A 19,868-nucleotide genomic window follows, 5' to 3' on the forward strand; every position below is an offset into this window, starting at 1 on the left:
CCCCTCACTCTCGCCGGTTGCGTGGCCTGCCGGCCCGCAACCGACGCATGAGCGCAAACAGCGACCTGCCGCTCACCATGCCCAGTACATAGATGACCAGCAGCAGCAGTGCCAGGGGAAGACGGGCGCTCCAGACAAGAAAGTGGACTTCGACCAGGACGATGTTCTGCACGAAGAGAATGAGGACCAGTAACGTAATCAGGATCTTGACGACCAGCATTAGCTTGTCCATGCGCTTTCCTTGCGAATCTGCTCCTTTCAAGCTGGGCTGAGGCATGGGCTTTGTCAACTTCTGCTAATACGAGACGCCCGGCCGAAGCCGGGCGTGAACCTGCTCCCGCCTCACTCAACCGAAGGCGAACAAGACCCCTGTCGTCGCGATCGCAGCGCCAAGTAGCCGCACGAGGCGATGTTCGCGCGTCATGAGGAACCCCCCAACGAGGCGGCCTGCGTAGGTGATGGCCAGCGTGGCCAGGGTGAAGCCGGCCAGGTACGCCAGCATCGAGGCCCCGTGGGGCATCTCGCTGCCGTGGGCATGACCGTGAAACAGCATGAACAGCACCACCATGCCGGCACCGACCAGGGCCGGCACCTTGACCAGTGCGGCAATCAACACGCCCGCCAGCAGGACCGACACGGCGACGCCGAACTCCACGCCAGGCGGCGCCAGGCCGGCCCAGGCCGCCCCCGCCCCCAGCAGCATGCCGGCGGCGGCAAGCCACGGGGCAGCGGTACTGAAAGCGCGGCTCTGGCGCAAGCTCCACAGTCCCACGGCCAGCATGGCGAGCAAGTGATCCAGGCCCAGCAGCGGATGGGTCAGGCCGGCGGCGAACCCGCTGCCACTGACCTCGTGCCCGGGATGGGCCAAGGCCAGGCCGGCGGTAAGCAGCAATACGGGTGCGGCGGCCAGGGCCAGATGCGAGGCGGAAGCAAAACGATGATTCATGAGGGCGATCTCCTTGCCGTTAGCGAAGTGGTCACGAAGTCAGGCACTGGCCGGCTGTGTCTGGGGACGGCGCTGCGGCAGCATGCCGCGGTCGAGGATGAACCGGATGATATCCTCCAGCCCCACACCGTCGTAGAGATTGGTAAAGACGAACGGGCGCTCGCCGCGCATCTTTCGTGAGTCGCGATCCATCACCTCGAGCGAGGCGTGCACCTGCTCGGCAATGTCGATCTTGTTGATGATCAAGAGGTCCGACTTGGTGATGCCGGGCCCGCCCTTGCGCGGGATCTTGTCGCCGGCGGAAACATCGATCACATAGAGCGTGAGGTCGGAGAGCTCGGGACTGAAGGTCGCCGAGAGGTTGTCGCCGCCGGATTCCACCAGCACCAGCTCGAGGTTGGGATGGCGCGCGTGCAGCTCGTCGATGGCAGCCAGGTTCATCGAGGCATCCTCGCGAATGGCCGTATGCGGGCAGCCGCCGGTCTCAACACCGAGGATGCGATCGGCCGGCAGTGCCTCGTGCTTGAGCAGGAAGTCGGCATCCTCTCGGGTGTAGATATCGTTGGTGACCACGGCGATGTCGTAGTGGTCGCGTAGTGCCAGGCACAGCTGCTTGAGCAGGGCCGTCTTGCCGGAGCCCACCGGGCCGCCAACGCCGATGCGTAGGCAATGGGTCATCTTCGCTCTCCTTGTATAGGCTTCATCATTCACTTCCGGCCTGGGCGATCCACTGGCCTCACCACGCCACACGACCGAAACCCTGGTTCTTCGGACGGCCTCCCGCGGTCGGAAAGACGGCACATCCCTGTGCCGGCTTTCCTCGAACTTCTTCCCTGAAGATCGACCACGTCGTCTCATCCAAAAAACCAGCGGTCACGCGAGGTGGATTCGCCAGTCATCGCCCCGCCTACTGTCTTGCCTTAGCTTCTGAACAGCCTTGAGTACTGCGTTTCATGCAGGGCACTGGCCAACGCCAGGCCGGGCAGCGCCGGGCCGAGTGCATCATCTTCGAGCGTCAACGCCTCTTCCACCGCGGCCACCAGCGACGGGCGCAACCGCTCGACCAAACGCTGGGCGGCGGTATGGCCCAACGGCAACGCCTTGCAGGCCACCGCCAGCTGGTTCTCGAGCCAGGCCCAGGCAAAGCCCAGCATGGCCTGGCGAACCGGCACCCCACGCACCTGGGCGGCCCAGGCGAAGACGGTCACGTAGCCGGCATCTCCCGGCATCGCCGGCACCTCGCCCGGCTTGCTTCCAGGCAATAGTTCGAGGCTGCCGAGCAGGCGCTTAAGCGACGCCCCCAGCCGCGAGTCCTCGGCGGCGAGTTCGGCGGTTTCGCGGTTGGCGGCAAGCCAGCGATCCCACTTGACTACCGCCTCGCCCTCTTCCTTCGCCCAGGCCCGCTGCAGGCGCGCCAGCACGGGCAGCTCGCAGCGGGTCAGGCCATCCTCGAGGACACCGCCCAGCCACTCACCGAGGCTCTCCTCGTCACGCACCCAGCCCAGCTCGAAAGCGCTTTCGAGCCCCTGCGAAAAGGCGAAAGCGCCGATCGGCAGCGCCGGGCTGACCAGTTGCAGCAGCCCCAGGAGGGCCAGGTCGGTGCCCTGCCCGACCGGCTCAGTGCGCATGGGAGTGGCCATGTCCATGCGTGTGCTCATGTTCATGCGCTGGCTCGTGATGATGCCCGTGAGCGTGAGAGTGGCCCACCTGGTGATAGGCGCCCGGTTCGGGGTCGAAGGGGGCCTCGTGCCGCTCGAGGCTGGCTCCCAGCCGTTCGGCCAGCTCTTCCAGCACGTGGTCGGGCGGGAAACGCACGTAGCCGCCCCGCTCGTCCTCACCCAACGCAAGCTGGACGTGTCGGTTGCCGAGATGGTAGGCGAGCCGCGCCAGCGGCAGGCCGGCCTCGATTCGGGCGGTCACCACCGGCTCGGCAGCGGCCCTGATCCTCACGGTCTCGCCGCTCTCGGCACGCAGCCCCTCGCCGTCGCGCAGCACCGGGCCACGCTCGAGAAACAGGCCAAGCTCACAGCCGGTATCACTCACCGTTTTAAGCCTGCCGCGGATGCGCAGCTCGTAGGTCAGCGTCAGGCTGTCGGTGGCCTGGTCCGCCGCGATGGGCCCCAGGCGTTCTATCAGTTTCAGCATCGCTATTGCCTCGTTGAATTCAGGACCTGGGCCAGGCCGGCGCCAGGCCGCACCCTGCCGAACCACCTCGCGCGACCGCTGGCAGTCCGGGCGAGACGATACGGGCGATCTTCATGGATGAAGATCGAGGAAAGCCGGCACAGGGAGGTGCCGTCTTTCCGACCGCAGGAGTCCGACCGGAATGCCAGGGTTTCGGACGCGTGGCGTGGTGAGCGCAGGGTTGCGAGCATGGCGCCATCCCCAAAGGCTTCAAAACAGATGGTAGCGCTGCGCCAACGGCAGCTCGGTGGCCGGCTCGCAGGTCAACAGCTCGCCGTCGCAACGTACCTCGTAGGTCTGCGGGTCAACGCTGAGCTCGGGGCAGGCGTCGTTGAGCTTCATGTCGCCCTTGCGCACGCCACGCACGTTCTTGCACGCTGCCAGCGGGCTCGCGAGACCCAGCCGCTCCTTGATGCCGGCGTCCAGCGCCGCCTGGCTGACGAAGGTCAGCCGCGTGGCGCTCGCCGCCCGGCCGAACGCCCCGAACATGGGTCGGTAATGCACCGGCTGCGGTGTGGGAATCGAGGCGTTGGGGTCGCCCATGGGCGCCGCCGCGATCATGCCCGCCTTGAGGATCAGCGCCGGCTTGGCACCAAAGAAGGCCGGGCTCCACAGCACCAGGTCGGCCAGCTTGCCCACCTCGATGGAACCTACCTCGTGGGCGATGCCATGGGTAATCGCCGGGTTGATGGTGTACTTGGCGATGTAGCATCGTGCACGGAAGTTGTCGGCGCCGAGCGCCTCGTCCTCGGGCAGCAGGCCGCGCTGGACCTTCATCTTGTGGGCGGTCTGCCAGGTGCGGCACACCACCTCCCCGACACGACCCATGGCCTGGGAATCCGAGGCGATCATCGAGATCACGCCCAGGTCCTGCAGGATGTCCTCGGCCGCGATGGTCTCGCGACGGATGCGCGAGTCAGCGAAGGCCACGTCCTCGGGAATGTTGGGGTCGAGATGGTGGCACACCATCAGCATGTCGAGGTGTTCGTCGATGGTGTTCACCGTGTAGGGACGCGTCGGATTGGTCGACGACGGCAGCACGTAGGGCTTGGAGCAGGCGGTGAGGATGTCCGGCGCATGGCCGCCCCCGGCTCCCTCGGTGTGGTAGGTGTGGATCCCGCGCTCCTTGAACGCGGCCAGGGTATCCTCGACGAAGCCCGACTCGTTGAGGGTGTCGGTGTGAATGGCGATCTGCACGTCGTAGCGCTCGGCTACGCTCAGGCAGTTGTCGATGGCCGCCGGCGTGGTGCCCCAGTCCTCGTGCAGCTTGAGGCCCATGGCGCCTGCCTCGAGCTGCGCCTCGAGCGCCTCGGGAAGGCTCGCATTGCCCTTGCCCAGGAAACCGATGTTCATCGGCAGCTCGTCGACCGCCTGCAGCATCTTGCCGATATGCCAGGCCCCGGGCGTGCAGGTCGTGGCGTTGGTACCGGTAGCCGGCCCCGTACCACCACCCAGCATGGTGGTAATGCCGCTCATCAAGGCCTCTTCCACCTGCTGGGGGCAGATGAAGTGAATGTGGGCATCGATGCCACCCGCCGTGAGAATCTTCCCCTCGCCGGCGATCACCTCGGTACCGGGGCCGATGACGATCTCCACGTCCGGCTGGGTATCCGGGTTGCCGGCCTTGCCGATGGCCGCGATTCGCCCGCCTTGGAGGCCCACGTCCGCCTTGACGATGCCCCACCAGTCGAGAATCAGGGCGTTGGTGATCACGGTGTCCATCACCGTTTTGTCGACGCGTTGGCTCTGGCCCATGCCGTCGCGGATCACCTTGCCGCCGCCGAATTTCACTTCGTCACCGTAGTGGGTGGCGTCACGTTCGACCTCGATCCACAGCTCGGTGTCGCCCAGGCGAACCCGATCTCCCACCGTGGGGCCATACATGTCGGCATAGGCCTGGCGACCGATCTTGTTGGTTGAGGTCATGACTTGCCTCCCCCGCTGGATTGATCGAGGCTGCCCATCACGTCGCCACGGAAGCCGTAGATCCGGCGCTCGCCGGCGAAGGGTATCAGTGTGACCTCGCGCATCTGGCCCGGCTCGAAGCGGATCGCCGTGCCAGCCGCCACATCGAGGCGGTGGCCCCGGGCCTTGGCACGGTCGAATCGCAGCGCCGGGTTGGCCTCGGCAAAGTGATAGTGCGAACCAACCTGGATAGGACGGTCGCCGGTGTTGGCGACCTCGACGCAGATCCGCTCACGCCCCGCGCAGAGCTCGATCTCGCCGTCTTTCAACTGATACTCACCGGGAATCATCGCGAGCTCCTTACACAATGGGAGAATGCACCGTCACGAGTTTCGTTCCGTCCGGAAAGGTCGCCTCAACCTGTACCTCGTCGACCATCTCCGGAACCCCTTCCATGACCTCGTCGCGGCCCAGGATCTCGCGGCCGTAGCTCATCAGCTCGGCGACGCTGCGACCGTCGCGTGCGCCCTCCATGATCTCGAAGCTGATCAGAGCCACCGCTTCGGGGTAGTTGAGCTTGAGTCCTCGGGCCCGGCGCCGCTCGGCCAGCTGGGCGGCAGAGAATAGCAACAGCTTGTCCTTGTCTCTCGGGGTCAGTTCCATGCGTGTCTCCTGGCAAGTCAGGTGAACCAGATACGGGGAGAATGGGAAGGCAACCCGGCCAACAGCGGCCGCAGGCAATCCCAGGCCTGCCGACAGATTTCCCAGGCCTCGTTGCGTTCGTGCCCCAGGTAGCGCAGCAGCAGCACGCCATGGCGTACCGTCACCGCCCAGCGCGGGCTCGCTGTCATGACGTCGCGCAGTCGCTCGATGGCGGCGGGTTGGTCGGCAAGGCCCACGGCCCAGAGCGTGGCCTGCACGCTGGCTCCGCCCTGCCCCCAGCGGCCCGCGAAGCGCGGGTGAGCGGGATCGAGCGGCTGTCGTTCCCACCACAGCGGCTGGCCATCACGGCTAAGGCGAAAGCGCTGGTCGATGCGACCTGAAGCGTAGGGCAGCCGGCTGGCCGGCCGTCCCAGGGCCAGCACTTCCCAACCCAGGCAGCGCGCGTCGCCGGACAGCGCTATCTCGGTAGACTGCTCGCCCCGTGAGCCATCGAAGGCGATGGTCTCCTGGGGTAACCACTCGAGCAGCCCACCCGGCGCCACCGACAGTGCGGTGCGCTGCATCCAGGCCACGCCGTGGCTGTCGGCGCGGTAGAGCTTGTTGGCCGCCGGCGTGGTCAACAAGGCGTGGGCGCCGGACTCGACCCGGGCCGTTATCGTCAGCGAATCGCCGCTGACCAACCCCCCGGGGGGATGCAACAGGTAGACGTGGCAGGCGCCGTCCCGGCCTTCGGGATAGAACGGCCGCTGTACCCGCAGTGGCCCATGATGGCGCGCCCTCGCCAGGCGGGTGACACCCTGGCGAGCCTCGAAGCCTAGCGCGAGCGACGCCGCCCAATGTCGGCCGGCATCGAAGCGATGGCCGGAATCCGTCGGCGGCATGACAATGGCTGAGGGTTCGAAAGCGGTCATGAAGAGTCCGGGCTTGGCGAATATGACCAGCTTTCAGCAAGCCCCGTACCATAAAGGGGAATGGCCTGATAGATCCTTAGGCATCAATGTCTTAAATGGAATACGGCAGGCCGCATGAGAGGCCTGCCGTTTCCTTTCGGTGCAGCCGGGAACCATCCGCGCACCTTGGAAGTGCAGCGAGTCTTCCAAGCACATCAAACTGGTGCACCAGTGCATAGTCCTGCAACGCCAACGAGCGCTACACCGTCAGGTGCTCCTTGATCAGCGTATCGGTCAGCTCGCCGATTTCACCCTTGGCCACCGGCCGGCCGCGATCCATGATGGCGAAGCGGTCGGCGTACTTGCGGGCGAAAGGCAGCTTCTGCTCCACCAGCAGCACGCTCAACCCATCTTCGGCGATCAACTTGCGGATCACCTCGCCGATCAGCGTGACGACATTGGGCTGGATGCCCTCCCCCGGCTCGTCGAGGATCAGCAGGCGCGGTTCGAGCACCAGCGCTCGGCCGATGGCGAGCTGCTGCTGCTGGCCGCCGGAAAGATCGCCGCCGCGGCGCTGCCGCATCTCCTCGAGGACGGGGAAGAGTTCATAGATGCGCGCCGGAATGGTGCGCCGGCCATCACCGCGGGCCGCAAGTCCCGTACGCAGGTTCTCCTCCACGGTCAGCAGGGGGAATATCTGTCGCCCCTGGGGTACGTAGCCGATCCCCAGGCGCGAGCGATCCTCCACCCGACGCTGGGTCAGTTCCACGTCGTCGGCGTAGCGAATGCTGCCGGAAGCCACCGACACCTCGCCCATGATCGCCTTCATCAGCGTGGTCTTGCCTACCCCGTTACGGCCCATCACGCAGGTGCACTGCCCCGCCGGCACGCTGAGGTCGAGGTCCCACAGCGTGTGGCTCTCGCCATAGAATTGGTTGAGCTTGTCGATCTCGAGCATCAGGCCACCCCCTCTTCGGCTTCGGCACCCAGGTAGACTTCCACCACCCGGGGATCGCTCGACACCTGGTCCATGCTGCCCTCGGCCAGAACGCTGCCCTGGTGCAGCACCGTCACCTTGCGCGCAATGGAGCGCACGAAGCCCATGTCGTGCTCCACCACGACCACTGACTGCTTGCCGGCAAGCCCGGTGAGCAATTCGGCGGTTCGCTCCATCTCCTGCTCGGTCATGCCGGCCACCGGTTCGTCCACCAGCAGCAGTCGCGGCCGCTGCATCAGCAGCATGCCGATCTCCAGCCACTGCTTCTGGCCGTGCGAAAGTATGCCTGCCTGCCGCTCGCGCAGTTCCGACAGGCCAATGGTAGCCAGTACCTCATCGATGCGATCACGAATCTCGCCGCTCATGCGTGCAGTGAGCGTAGGCAGGATGCGTTTGTCCGCCGCCATGGCGAGCTCGAGGTTCTCGAAGACGGTCAACGCCTCGAACACCGTGGGTTTCTGGAACTTGCGGCCGATGCCGAGGCCAGCGATCTGTGGCTCATTCTTCGTCAGCAGATCGTGGCGGCTGCCGAACCATACCTGGCCGGTATCGGGTCGTGTCTTGCCGGTAATGATGTCCATCATGGTGGTCTTGCCGGCCCCGTTGGGACCGATGATGCAGCGCAACTCACCATCGTCGATCGTCAGGTTGAGACCATTGATCGCCTTGAAACCGTCGAAGCTGACCGTGACGTCTTCGAGATAGAGAATTGGGCCATGGCGTACGTCAACGGGCGAGGGAACCGGCACCAGGAAGTCGAAGACTCGATCGCGATCGGCCAGTGAACCGAGAAAGCTCATGCCGACACCTCCCTGCCAGTTAACGAACCGCCACCTTCTCGGCGGCGCCCAAGCTTCAACGCCAGCAACCCGGCCACGCCACGCGGCAGGAAAACCGTGACCAGTACGAACAGCCCGCCGAGGGCAAACAGCCAGGCATCGGGCATCACGCCAGTGAAGACGGTCTTGGCGTAGTTGACCAGTATCGCCCCGATCACCGCCCCGTAGAGCGTGGCGCGGCCGCCCAGCGCCACCCACAGCACGATTTCGATGGAGAACAGCGGCGAGAACTCGCTGGGATTTATGATGCCCACCTGTGGCACGTAGAGCGCGCCGGCCAGGCCGGCCAGCATGGCCGAGACCACGAACACGAACAGCTGGAAACGCTCGACTCGGTAGCCGAGGAAACGCGTGCGCGCCTCGGCGTCGCGGGTGGCCACGCAGACCCGGCCCAGCTTGCTCGTCACGATCGCCCGACACAGCAGGTAGCCCAGCGCCAGCGCCGTGCCGGTGGCCAGGAACAGCCCCAGCCGGGTGTCGCTGCTGCGCAGGTTGAAGCCCAGGATCTCGCGGAAATCGGTCAACCCGTTGTTGCCGCCGAAGCCCATCTCGTTGCGAAAGAAGGCCAGCATCAGGGCGAAGGTCAGCGCCTGGGTGATGATCGACAGGTAGACGCCGGTGACACGCGAGCGGAACGCCAGGAAACCGAACACCAGCGCCAGCGCTCCAGGCACCAGCAGCACCATGAGAAAGGCGAACCCGGCCATGTCGAAGCCGTGCCAGTACCAGGGCAGGCTGTCCCAGTTGAGGAACACCATGAAGTCGGGCAGTACGGGATGGCCATAGACGCCTCGGTCACCGATCTGGCGCATCAGGTACATGCCCATGGCGTAGCCGCCCAGGGCGAAGAAGGCGCCATGACCCAGGCTGAGGATCCCCAGATAGCCCCACACCAGGTCCACCGCCACCGCCAGCAGCGCGTAGCTTAGGTATTTGCCGAACAAGTTAACGGTATAAGCACTGACATGAAGCGGATGACCTGCCGGCACGACCACGTGCAGCACCGTCACCAGCGTCATCACCGCCAGCAGTACACCGAGAAAGATCAGCGTCGAGCGTTCGCCGAACGGCCTCAATAGCCAGAATCGCGATTGCATTGTCAGCCCTCCGCTGCCCGGCCCTTCTGCGGAAAGAGTCCGCGCGGGCGCTTCTGAATGAACAGGATGATGAACACGAGCACGATGATCTTGGCCATCACGGCGCCGGCCCAGGGTTCCAGTACCTGGTTGATAACGCCCAGCGACAGTCCCGCCACCAGCGTGCCCCAGAGATTGCCCACGCCGCCGAACACCACCACCATGAAGGAGTCGATGATGTAGTTCTGGCCCAGGTTGGGGCCCACGTTGGTGAGCTGGCTGAGCGCCACGCCGGCCAGCCCCGCCACGCCGGAACCCAGGGCGAAGGTGAGAATGTCGACTCGCGTGGCGCGGATGCCCATCGAGCGTGCCATGGTCCGGTTCTGTGTCACCGCCCGCACCTCCAGGCCCAGCCGGGTACGGCGCATGATCAGCATCAAGGCGGCAAACACCACCAGGGCGAAGCCCAGCACGTACAAGCGATTGAGCGTCAACGACAAGGCGTCGTTGATGGCAATGGAACCGCTCATCCACTCCGGTGTGACCACGGTGCGGTTGAGCGGCGAGATGACGGTACGCACCAGTTGCTGAAGAATCAGGCTGATACCGAAGGTCGCCAGCAGGGTTTCGAGCGGCCGCCCCTTGAGGAACTGGATGACGCCTCGCTCGATGGCGATGCCGGCCAGCGCCGCCACGAGGAAGCCGGCGGGAATCGCCAGGATCAAGGCCAGCCCCGGCTGGCCGGGCAGCAGTTTCTGCATCGCCCAGGTGGTATAGGCACCGAGCATGATCAGCTCGCCGTGGGCCATGTTGATCACGCCCATCACGCCGAAGGTAATGGCCAGCCCGATGGCCGCCAGCACCAGCACCGAGCCGAGCGAGAGGCCGAAATAGAGCGTCTCGACCGCGCGATTCACCTTGAGCACCTGCTCGATGTCGGCCAGGGCGGCGCGTGCGGCATCGGCCACGACGGGATCATCGCCATTGGCGGCTCGATTGAGTGCCACCCGCACCCGTGGATGCAGACTACCGCGAAGATCCTGGACCGCTTCGACCTCGCCCTGTTCCAGACGATGGATAGCCAGGGCCTGAACCAGGCGATCACGCACCTCGGCATCCTCCTCGTCCTCGATCACCTCGGCCAGCGGTTCGGCCAGGTCGCTGTCAACCTCGCCCAGCAGTCGCTCTGCGGAAGCGCGGCGCAAGCCGGTATCGGCGGCGTAGAGATCGACCACGGCGATCGCGCTGCGCAACTGGTTGCGCAGCGCATTGTTGATGCCGATGCGATCCAGCTCGCGACGCGACATCTCGCCAAGCGCCTCGCCGGTCAGGGCGTCCTCTACCGGCCATTCGCGTCCGGTGTTGTCGAGCACCACCACGAAGCGACCGTCCTCGGTGCGCTGGAGGCGGCCGTCGAGCAGCGCCTGCAGCCAGTCGCGGGCACGGGGATCGTCGCTGCGAACGATGGCCTCGATGCCTTCGCCCTTGGCCGGAAAGGACGACACATCAAGTGCCTCCAGCAGTTCGATGGCCACGGCATCGCTCGCATCCGGCGCGGCCTGCGCTTTGGCGGACGTGGCAAGGGTCAGGCCGAGCGCAAGCGTCAGTGCCAGCGCGAGAACCCGCAGCCACGGGCCCATCGTCACGGGCGCGCGATCGCCGCTGCCGGCCCTCGCCCCGGCCGCCGTTGGCCCGGGCATGGGGGGGTATCTCATCGGAGCGTTCCTCGGAATCGTTAACCAGGCGTGCTCCCCCGCTGCTTTGCAGCGGGGGATGCGGGCTTACTCGGCCAGTGCCGCTTCGGCCTCTTCGGCGGCCGTGCTGCCACCGCAGCGACCGTTGGCCACGTTGAAGTTGCCGCACTCCATGGGCTTGCGCCAATCGGCTATCAGGTCGCGGGAGCCGGGCAGGTAGTCGGACCAGGCATCACCGGCCACGGTGGAGGGCGTCTGCCAAACGATGTCGAACTGACCGTTGTCCTGCACTTCCCCGATCAGCACCGGCTTGGTGATGTGGTGGTTGGGCATCATCGCCGCATAGCCCCCGGAGAGATTGGGCACGGTCACGCCGATGATGGCGTCCTTGACCGCGTCGACGTCGGTGGTACCCGCCTTGCGCACCGCCTCGGCCCACATGTTGAAGCCGATGTAGTGAGCTTCCATGGGGTCGTTGGTCACCGCCTCCTCGTCGCCGGCATAGTCGATCCAGGCATCGATGAAGTCGTAGTTGGCATCGCTGTCCACGCTCATGAAGTAGTTCCATGCCGCCAGGTGACCCACCAGCGGGTCGGTGTCGATGCCGGAGAGTTCCTGCTCGCCCACCGAGAAGGCAATGACCGGGATATCCGCCGCGTCGATGCCCTGGTTGGCCAACTCGCGGTAGAACGGCACGTTGGCATCGCCGTTGATGGTCGAGACCACCGCCGTCTTCTTGCCCTCGCTGCCAAATCGGCGCACCTCGGAGACGATGTTCTGCCAGTCGGAGTGACCGAACGGCGTGTAGTTGATCATGATGTCCTCGTCGGCAATGCCGTGCTCCTCCTTGAGGAAGGCTTCGAGGATGCGATTGGTGGTGCGCGGGTAAACGTAATCGGTGCCGAGCAGCGCGAAGCGCTCCACACCCACTTCGTTGATCAGGTACTCGACCGCCGGGATCGCCTGCTGGTTGGGTGCCGCACCGGTGTAGAAGACGTTCTCGGACGACTCCTCGCCCTCGTACTGCACCGGGTAGAAAAGCAGGCCGTTGAGCTCCTCGAACACCGGCAACACCGCCTTCCGCGATACCGAAGTCCAGTTGCCGAATACGACGTCCACCTCATGCTGCTCGAGCAGTTCGCGGGCGCGCTCGGCAAACAACGGCCAGTTGGAGGCCGGGTCGACCACCACCGCCTCAAGCTGACGACCGAGCAGGCCGCCCTGCGCGTTCTGCTGCTCGATCAGCATTTCGACAGTGTCCTTCAATGTCGATTCGCTGATCGCCATGGTGCCGGACAGCGAGTGAAGGATACCCACCTTGATGGGCTCCTCCTGGGCCAGCGCCTGGCCAGCGGCACCGAAGGCGAGCGCCGACACCAACGCGGTGGCCGCGGGACGAAGCGGGAAAGGCATGATGCGGGAAGCTTTCACATGAATCTCCTTGCGCCCTCCTGGGGGAGGGACTCGTTGTGATGGCAGGTGCTGCTTGGCAGCGATGCGCGATGCCACCAGACTTAGCAAGGTCCACGCCATGATGCGCCAAGCGGTAAAAATTACTTGATAGACCAGGGGTTGCCTTTAGCAAGAAGCGACGACTCATGTGCCTGACGCACCAGTCGGGTGCAGGCCAGCGTGCCCGACGCACCCGCCAACGAGAGCTTGGTGCATGGCATGCACCGGTTTGACGAGGCCACAACGCAACGGGGGCGTCGATCGCTCGACGCCCCCGCTGTTCGACAGGAATCCTGCTTCAGTCGCTTTCCGGACTGCCGGCTGTCGCCTCCTGCGCCACTCTCATCCGGCGGCGCAGGATGGGCCCGACAATATAAGGCAGGACCAACCCCAGGATCGCGAACACCCAAAGCCCGACGGCCAGGCCGCTGTGCCACAGGATGGTCCAGTCGCCATCGGAGATGTCCATGGCATGACGCAGGTTCTTCTCCATCTCCGGCCCCAGCAACAAGCCCAGGATGATCGGGACCAATGGGATCTCCAGCTTGCGCAGCACATAGCCGGCGACGCCGAAGGCCACCATGAAGTAGAGATCGAAGGTGGTGTTGCTGATCGAGTAGATGCCGACGAAAGCGATCATCGTCACGCTCGGCAGCAAGTACATCGGCGGTACCGAGAGCAGCTTGACGAAGATCCCCACCAGCGGGATGTTGAGCAGCAACAGCAGGAAGTTGCCGATCAGCAGCGCGGCGATCACGCCCCACACGATGTCCGCGTTCTGAGTGAACATCAGCGGGCCGGGGGTGATGTTGAGCGAGATCAGCAGCGCCAGCAGCACCGCCGTGGTGCCGCTGCCCGGTACGCCGAGTGTCAGCATGGGCACCAGGGCACCGCTCGAGGCGCCATTGTTGCCCGCCTCGGGGCCGGCCACGCCGCGCGGGTCGCCCTGCCCGAAGAAGCCCTTCTTGCCCACCACCTTCTTCTCGAGGGTGTAGCCGATGAAACTGCCAAGCGACGCCCCGGCCCCCGGCAGCACGCCGGCGATGAAACCGAGGATACCGCCACGCACGCTCGACGGCAGGATGCCCCGTATGTCGGCCCAGCTCAGCTTGAGCTTGTTGACGAACATCTTCTCCTTGCCGCCGCCGGCACGCTCCTCGATGAAGAAGAGCAGCTCCGAAATCGCGAACAGGCCGACGATGGCAATGATGAAGTCGAGCCCCTCGTAGAGTTCCATGGTGCCGAAGGTGTAGCGCTGCACACCGGTGGAGTCGATGCCCACGGTCGACACCATCAGCCCCAGGCAGGCCGCCACCACGGTCTTCATCGGGTTCTTGCCGGTGATGCCACCCAAGGTGGCAAAGGCGAGCAGGAACAGTGCGAAGTACTCGGCTGGCCCGAAGGTCAGGGCGAATTTTGCCAGCACCGGGGCCAGCAGAATCAGGCCCACGGTAGCGATCAGGCTGCCGATGAAGGAGGCGATGGCGGAGATCGCCAGCGCCTCGGCGGCCTTGCCCTTCTGGGCCATGGGATAGCCGTCGAGGCAGGTCATCATCGCCGGCTCGTCGCCGGGGATATTGAGCAGGATGGACGAGATCCGTCCGCCGTACATGGCCCCGGCGTAGACCGCCGTGAGCATGATCAGCGCCGTCTCCGGGGCGAGCCCCAGGGAAAAGGCCAGCGGAATCAGGATGGCCACGCCGTTCGCCGGCCCGAGGCCGGGCAGCGCGCCGATCAAGGTGCCGAGGAAGGCCCCCATCAGGGCGAACATCAAGTTATGAGGCGCGAGTGCCACCCCGAAGCCATCGATCAGAAAGCCGAGGGTTTCCATCAGCTCACCTCCAGGAACGAGAGCAGCCCCAACGGCAAGGACAGGTCAAGGGCAAAATTGAACAGCAGGAAGACCACCACGCCCGATACCGCCCCGACCAGGTAGGCATTGAGCGGTCTCGCCCCCATGCGCCAGCACAGGGTGCCGACGGCCAGCGTGGTGCTGACGATGAAGCCCAGCGGCTGCAGGAACATGGCGTAGAGCACCAGCACGACCACGGCAATGACCAGCTCGATGCCGGTACGGCTCCAGGGCCAGGCATTGTCCGGGTCGGGTCGCACGATCAGATAGAGGCTCGATAGCCCCAACACGACGGCAAGCAAGTGGGGAAAGGTTTCGGGTCCGATCGCCTCGGACCCACCGAACGGTTCGGGAAACTGGCTGGCGCCCCAGCCGTACGCGACGGCCAGGACGAGCAGCAGCACACCGAAGATGCGGTCGTTGAATGTCATTACTGGATCAGCCCGATATCCTTGGAGAGCGTCTCGATGTCTTCGATCTGCTCCTTGACGAACGACTCGAACTCACCGGCGCTCATGTGGAACGGCATCAGGCCGTTACTTGCCATGATGTCCTGCCACTCCTGGCTCTCGTAGATGGTATCCATGGCGTCGACCCAATACTGCTTGGCCTCATCGGAAATATCCGCCGGCATGTAGAAGCCGCGCCAGTTGGGACCCACCGCGTCGATACCTTGCTCCATGGCGGTGGGGATCTCGCTGAACTCACCCGGCAGGCGCTCGTCGGACAGCACTGCCAGCACGCGCAGGTCGCCGGACTCCATGAAGCCCTGCGCCTCGCTGATGTCACCGGTAAAGGCGTCCACGTGCCCACCCACGACCTGGGTCATGGCCTCGCCGCCGTTGTTGTACGAGAGATAAGGAATGCGCGGCAGCTCATCGACGCCGGCAGCGTCCGCCGCGATCAGCACCTTGAGGTGGTCCCAGCCGCCCTTGGCGCTACCGCCGGCAAACTTGACGCTGCGCGGATCTTCCTGGATGGCCTCCATCAGTTCGGTCAGGTCGTCGTACTCGGAATCGGCGGCCACGGCAATGACGCCGTAGTCAGCGCCCAGCGCCCCGATCCAGTTGACCATATCGGCCGTCATGCCCGGGAACTGGCCCTGGGCCAGGCGGGTCGTGGTGGCGGTGGAAGCGGCCACCAGCAGCTGTTCGTCACCGGCGCGCTTGGACACGGTATGGGCGAAGGCAACGCCACCGCCGGCACCCGCCATGTTGACGGTCTGCACACTGCGAGGTACCAGGTCCAGCTCCTCCATCACGTTCCCTACACTGCGGCAGGTGAAGTCCCAGCCGCCACCGGGATCGGCCGGGGCGAGACACTCCACCTTACCCTGCGGCTCGAAGGCGAAGGCGCTGCTGGCGCCCAGGGTGAAAGCGGCGACGGCGATGAGTTTGAGCGGCGTTTTGGTGGACATTGTTATTGTCCCTCCGGATTGGCGTGTTGGGTAAAAAGCGACTTGCAGTGCTTCGTTGGCTACCTTACAATTCTGTAAGGTAGAACGTCATTCTTCAGGGTAGAAAGCTAGGCGTGCCGAGAGGCAGCGTCAATGGCATGAGGCGCAATTGCGACCAAAGTCCAATGCGCCAGGCAGGGAGTATCCGTCATGGCCCAGGACCGAGTGGAAGCCGTCGAGCGCGCGCTGACCGTGCTGGAAGCGTTCGATACCGACCAGGAGAGCTTCTCCCTCGCCGAACTCGCCGACGCCACCGGCTACTACAAGAGCACCCTGCTTCGCCTGCTCGGCTCGCTGGCCCGCTTCGACTACGTCCAGCGCAACGGCCACGGGCATTGGCAGCTGGGCCACGCCCCGCTGCGCCTGGCACGTCGCCATCCTCTCGATCGCCAGCTGACGCGGCGCATCCAGCCGCTGCTGGACCGGCTGGCCGAACGCACCGGCGAGACGGCGGCCCTGCTGGAAAGCCACGAGCGCCAGGTCGAATGCCGGCTGGCCGCCCTGCCCGCCTCGCCGTTGCGTCATGACCTGCGCCCCGGCAGTCAATGGCCATTGGCCGAGGACGACGACCCGCGGCCGCCCCTGCCCGGCGGCTTGATGGTCGCCCTGCGGCTTCCCCGCGTAGCGGGTGAACCCCGGCGCTGGCTCTCCCTTTCGGGGCCAGCCGGACGGCTCGACCATCGCTGCGAGGCCGAGCTGAAGGCGATCCTGGCCGAGCTCGAGACCTCCCGCGCCGAGGAGGTGGAGACATGAACCTGCTGCTGGTGGAGGATGACCGACTGCTCGCCGAGACACTCCAGGACGCCCTGGCCATCGAGGGCTACGCTGTCACGCACTTGGCCGACGGCGACCTCGCCCGCGAGCGGCTCGCTTCGGCGGACCACGGCCAGGCGTTGATCCTCCTCGACCTCAACCTGCCCGGCGCCAGCGGTCTCGAGGTACTGGAGACGCTGCGTCGCCATGATCGCGATACCCCGGTGCTGATCCTCACCGCTCGCGGGGCGGTGGAGGACCGCGTACACGGCCTCGATCTCGGTGCCGACGACTACCTGGCCAAGCCCTTCTCGCTTGAAGAACTCGAAGCCCGCGTTCGCGCCCTCCTGCGCCGTCGGGGCCGCGGCCAGGAGCTGCGTGTCGGTTCGCTGCGCTTTGATGGGCTTGCACAGCGCTTCACGCTAGCCGGCCAGCCCCTGGCCTTGCCGCCCCGTGAGCAGCGTCTGCTGGGCTGCCTGATGCGACACGCCGGCGAACCCGTCGACAAGGCATGTCTCGCTGAGGAGGCCTTCCAGGGCGAACCCATGGGAGACAACGCCATCGAGGTCTACGTCCATCGGCTGCGCAAGCGCCTCGACGACAGCGACGTCGCCCTGCGCACGGTTCGCGGTCTGGGCTACTTGCTGGAATCGACGTGAAGCGTGGCGACAGCCTCTATCGGCGCCTACTGGCCTGGTTATTGATCCCGCTGCTGGCGCTGGGCGGCCTGATGGTATTCCAGGCCTGGCTGGATGCACGCCAGACCGCCGACCGCGCCTTCGACCGGCTGCTCGAGGCGGCCAGCCTGGCGATTGCCGAGCAGGTGCAGTGGCAGGACGATCGCCTCTGGCTCGACCTGCCCCCGGCTGCCCTGGAGATGCTTGCCACCGATGCCGAGGAGCGCGTCTTCTACAGCCTCGTGGATCGCGACGGACGTTTCGTGACCGGCAACGCCGAACTGCCCGGGGACGAGCGCGGTGACAGCGACAGCGGCGACACCCTGCTCTACCGCAACGTTGAATGGCAAGGCATGACCCTGCGTCAGGGCGTGCGCCGCTCGCGCCTGGAAGACTGGCGCCTTCGCGAGCGCTTCGAGATTCGCGTTGCCCACAGCCGCGAGGGCCGTGACGCGCTCATGGCGGAGTTGCTGCGTGCCAATCTCGCCTATATCTTGGCCATGGCGCTGCTGGCCGTCGTGGTCCTGCTGGTAGCGATCCGCTCTGCACTGGGACCGCTGACCCGCCTGAGGCGCGCCATACGCGCTCGGGACCCCCGCACCCTGGAGCCGCTCGACCTGTCCCTGCCACGTGAGCTGGCCGAACTGCGCGAAACCCTCAATGAGCTGCTGGCGCGCATGCGCCGAGTGCGGGCCAACCAGGAGCGCTTCATCGGCGACGCTTCGCACCAATTGCGCACGCCGCTGGCGGGCCTCTCGGCCCGCGCCGAACTGGCGCTTCGCCACGACGACCCCGAGCGCTGGCGCGAGGCACTGCAGGCCATGCAGGCCACCAGCGCCCGCACCGCGCGGCTCGCCATGCAGCTGCTTTCCCTGACCCGGCTCGACAACCCCGAATACCGCCCCGAACTGACGCCGCTGGACCTCAACGACATCGTCCGCCAGGCGGTACGCGACCACTGGGCCGGCTGCCATCGCCGTGGCATCGATCTGGGCGTCGAATGCGCCGAGGCGCCGGTCATTGTCCCAGGCATCGACTGGCAACTGCAGGAAGCGCTGGGCAACCTGATCGATAACGCCTGCCGCTACGGTGCACACCGCGTCACGCTCCGGACCCGCCTGCAGCCGGCGAGGCTAGAGATCGAGGACGATGGCCCCGGCATCCCCGAAGGGCGCCGCCTGCTGGTGCTGCGGCCCTTTCATCGCGGCGAGGAGGGCAGCGAAGGCTCCGGCCTGGGCCTGGCCATCGTCGACAGTATCGCCCGCGCCCACGGCGCGCGACTGGCGTTGTCGGCAGGTCCCGACGGTCAAGGGCTCGTCGTGCGCCTGGACTTCAGGGAGGCAACGTCATGATTCGCTGGCTGGCCTTGCCGCTGCTGCTATGGAGCCTCGCCACCGCGGCGGAAGAGACGCTTCACTACCCCGCCGATACCGAACCGGCCACGCCGCTGGTGATCCACGCTGCGCTGGACCTGCCCCAGGCGCAACCGCTGCTGGAGGCGTTCCACCGCCGCTATCCGCGTATCGAGTTGACCTACCGCAACCTGACCACACTGGCCCTTCACCAGCGGTTCCTCGATGCGCCCGATGCCGCCGATGTGGTGCTCTCCTCCGCCATGCCCTGGCAGTACCACCTCGCCAATGAGGGGCATGCCCAGCCGCTCGACGGCGAGGCGGTACGGCAGTGGCCCGAATGGGCCCAGTGGCGTGGCGAACTGTTCGCCTTCACTTTCGAGCCGATCGTGATGGTGGTGCACCGCGACCTGACCGACCGTTTCGGCGAGGTGCGCTCCCACGGCGACCTGCTGGCGCTGCTCGACGAGCACACCGACGCGCTGGCAGGACGCATCGTGACCTACGACCCGGTGCGCAGCGGCGCGGGTTATACCTATGCCATCGAAGAGTCGCGGCTCTCCCCGCGGTATTGGGATCTGGTCAGTGCCATGGGCAAGGCCCGTACGGCACTGGCCGACACCACCGGCGAAATGCTCCAGGGCCTCGAGGAGGGACGCTACCTGCTGGGCTACAATCTGCTGGGCAGCTATGCCCGTGATGAAGTACAGGAACACCCCGATCTCACGGTAGTAGTGCCCGAGGATTACGCCCTGGTCACCCATCGCCTCGCTTTCGTTGCCCGGCACGCCCCCCATCCCGAGGCTGGTTCGCTGTTTCTAAATTTCCTGCTCAGCGAGGAAGGCCAGCGGATACTCGCCGAGCGCACTTCCCTGGGCGCGATGCACCCGGCCCTCTCCGGCCCGGGCACCGCCGACGCCCTGCGCGGCGAGGTGGGCGACGCCCTGCGCCCGATCTCGCTCGGTCCCGGCCTGCTCGCCACGCTTGACCGGCTCAAGCGCGATGCGCTGCTGGCGCGCTGGCGCCGCGAGTTCCAGCGCGAGGTGCCGGCACTGCGTTAGGCACCCGCCAACGAAAACGCCTCGCTCCCGTCGAAGCGGGAACGAGGCGAATCGATGGCGGTACCGGTTCC

21 protein-coding genes are annotated in these 19,868 nt (G+C 65.8%); 4 read left to right on the top strand and 17 right to left on the bottom strand.

The window, feature by feature from the left end; genetic code table 11:
- Positions 1 to 4 precede the first annotated feature (4 nt).
- The 17 genes from ACOJCM_RS01060 to ACOJCM_RS01140 all read right to left on the bottom strand — a co-directional run bounded on the left by ACOJCM_RS01060 (position 5) and on the right by ACOJCM_RS01140 (position 15,915).
- The gene (locus ACOJCM_RS01060; RefSeq protein ID WP_445210206.1) at positions 5 to 232 is read right to left on the bottom strand and encodes a lipopolysaccharide assembly protein LapA domain-containing protein; all 228 of its coding nucleotides are present in this window, start codon (positions 230 to 232) and stop codon (positions 5 to 7) included.
- Positions 233 to 346: 114 nt separating this feature from the next.
- Complete coding sequence (locus ACOJCM_RS01065; protein WP_445210207.1) at positions 347 to 946, bottom strand: HupE/UreJ family protein; 600 nt, start codon at positions 944 to 946, stop codon at positions 347 to 349.
- Between the two features lie 39 nt (positions 947 to 985).
- Positions 986 to 1,624 carry an urease accessory protein UreG gene (gene ureG, locus ACOJCM_RS01070; RefSeq protein ID WP_445210208.1) on the bottom strand — a complete coding sequence of 213 codons (639 nt, stop codon included), beginning with the start codon at positions 1,622 to 1,624 and terminating at the stop codon, positions 986 to 988.
- 242 nt (positions 1,625 to 1,866) lie between these two features.
- The gene (locus tag ACOJCM_RS01075; protein WP_445210418.1) at positions 1,867 to 2,574 is read right to left on the bottom strand and encodes an urease accessory protein UreF; all 708 of its coding nucleotides are present in this window, start codon (positions 2,572 to 2,574) and stop codon (positions 1,867 to 1,869) included.
- Positions 2,564 to 3,091: an urease accessory protein UreE gene (gene ureE / locus ACOJCM_RS01080; RefSeq protein ID WP_445210209.1), complete on the bottom strand. Its 528-nt coding sequence runs from the start codon at positions 3,089 to 3,091 to the stop codon at positions 2,564 to 2,566. The genes ACOJCM_RS01075 and ureE overlap by 11 nt, the downstream gene beginning before the upstream one ends.
- Before the next feature lie 249 nt (positions 3,092 to 3,340).
- Positions 3,341 to 5,056 (bottom strand): urease subunit alpha, encoded by a 1,716-nt coding sequence (ureC, locus tag ACOJCM_RS01085; protein WP_445210210.1) that lies wholly within the window; start codon positions 5,054 to 5,056, stop codon positions 3,341 to 3,343.
- A complete protein-coding gene (locus tag ACOJCM_RS01090) occupies positions 5,053 to 5,385 on the bottom strand; it encodes an urease subunit beta (RefSeq protein WP_445210211.1) in 333 nt (110 codons plus the stop codon). Before ACOJCM_RS01090 ends, ureC begins: the two co-directional genes overlap by 4 nt.
- Before the next feature lie 10 nt (positions 5,386 to 5,395).
- Positions 5,396 to 5,698, bottom strand: a complete 303-nt coding sequence (locus ACOJCM_RS01095; protein ID WP_445210212.1) for an urease subunit gamma — start codon at positions 5,696 to 5,698, stop codon at positions 5,396 to 5,398.
- A 17-nt stretch (positions 5,699 to 5,715) separates the two neighbouring features.
- Positions 5,716 to 6,609, bottom strand: coding sequence for an urease accessory protein UreD (locus ACOJCM_RS01100; RefSeq protein WP_445210213.1), 894 nt, complete (start codon positions 6,607 to 6,609; stop codon positions 5,716 to 5,718).
- Between the two features lie 238 nt (positions 6,610 to 6,847).
- On the bottom strand, positions 6,848 to 7,546 hold the full coding sequence (gene urtE / locus ACOJCM_RS01105) for an urea ABC transporter ATP-binding subunit UrtE (protein WP_445210214.1): 699 nt from the start codon (positions 7,544 to 7,546) through the stop codon (positions 6,848 to 6,850).
- On the bottom strand, positions 7,546 to 8,385 hold the full coding sequence (gene urtD, locus ACOJCM_RS01110) for an urea ABC transporter ATP-binding protein UrtD (protein ID WP_445210215.1): 840 nt from the start codon (positions 8,383 to 8,385) through the stop codon (positions 7,546 to 7,548). The genes urtE and urtD overlap by 1 nt, the downstream gene beginning before the upstream one ends.
- Complete coding sequence (gene urtC, locus ACOJCM_RS01115) at positions 8,382 to 9,521, bottom strand: urea ABC transporter permease subunit UrtC (RefSeq protein WP_445210216.1); 1,140 nt, start codon at positions 9,519 to 9,521, stop codon at positions 8,382 to 8,384. The genes urtD and urtC overlap by 4 nt, the downstream gene beginning before the upstream one ends.
- Before the next feature lie 2 nt (positions 9,522 to 9,523).
- A complete protein-coding gene (urtB, locus tag ACOJCM_RS01120) occupies positions 9,524 to 11,140 on the bottom strand; it encodes an urea ABC transporter permease subunit UrtB (RefSeq protein ID WP_445210419.1) in 1,617 nt (538 codons plus the stop codon).
- Positions 11,141 to 11,281: 141 nt separating this feature from the next.
- On the bottom strand, positions 11,282 to 12,607 hold the full coding sequence (gene urtA / locus ACOJCM_RS01125; protein WP_445210420.1) for an urea ABC transporter substrate-binding protein: 1,326 nt from the start codon (positions 12,605 to 12,607) through the stop codon (positions 11,282 to 11,284).
- Between the two features lie 337 nt (positions 12,608 to 12,944).
- Complete coding sequence (locus ACOJCM_RS01130; RefSeq protein ID WP_445210217.1) at positions 12,945 to 14,477, bottom strand: tripartite tricarboxylate transporter permease; 1,533 nt, start codon at positions 14,475 to 14,477, stop codon at positions 12,945 to 12,947.
- Positions 14,477 to 14,929, bottom strand: a complete 453-nt coding sequence (locus ACOJCM_RS01135; protein ID WP_445210218.1) for a tripartite tricarboxylate transporter TctB family protein — start codon at positions 14,927 to 14,929, stop codon at positions 14,477 to 14,479. Before ACOJCM_RS01135 ends, ACOJCM_RS01130 begins: the two co-directional genes overlap by 1 nt.
- Complete coding sequence (locus ACOJCM_RS01140; protein ID WP_445210219.1) at positions 14,929 to 15,915, bottom strand: Bug family tripartite tricarboxylate transporter substrate binding protein; 987 nt, start codon at positions 15,913 to 15,915, stop codon at positions 14,929 to 14,931. The genes ACOJCM_RS01135 and ACOJCM_RS01140 overlap by 1 nt, the downstream gene beginning before the upstream one ends.
- A gap of 189 nt (positions 15,916 to 16,104) precedes the next feature.
- Between ACOJCM_RS01140 and ACOJCM_RS01145 the strand changes: the two genes are divergently transcribed.
- The 4 genes from ACOJCM_RS01145 to ACOJCM_RS01160 are packed head-to-tail and all read left to right on the top strand — an operon-like array spanning position 16,105 to position 19,797.
- Positions 16,105 to 16,707 (top strand): helix-turn-helix domain-containing protein, encoded by a 603-nt coding sequence (locus ACOJCM_RS01145; protein ID WP_445210220.1) that lies wholly within the window; start codon positions 16,105 to 16,107, stop codon positions 16,705 to 16,707.
- Positions 16,704 to 17,366 carry a response regulator transcription factor gene (locus ACOJCM_RS01150; protein WP_445210221.1) on the top strand — a complete coding sequence of 221 codons (663 nt, stop codon included), beginning with the start codon at positions 16,704 to 16,706 and terminating at the stop codon, positions 17,364 to 17,366. The genes ACOJCM_RS01145 and ACOJCM_RS01150 overlap by 4 nt, the downstream gene beginning before the upstream one ends.
- Positions 17,363 to 18,736 (top strand): sensor histidine kinase, encoded by a 1,374-nt coding sequence (locus ACOJCM_RS01155; protein ID WP_445210222.1) that lies wholly within the window; start codon positions 17,363 to 17,365, stop codon positions 18,734 to 18,736. The genes ACOJCM_RS01150 and ACOJCM_RS01155 overlap by 4 nt, the downstream gene beginning before the upstream one ends.
- Positions 18,733 to 19,797, top strand: a complete 1,065-nt coding sequence (locus ACOJCM_RS01160; protein WP_445210223.1) for an ABC transporter substrate-binding protein — start codon at positions 18,733 to 18,735, stop codon at positions 19,795 to 19,797. The genes ACOJCM_RS01155 and ACOJCM_RS01160 overlap by 4 nt, the downstream gene beginning before the upstream one ends.
- Positions 19,798 to 19,868: the final 71 nt, after the last annotated feature.

It is taken from the genome of Billgrantia hypersalina, assembly GCF_052584175.1.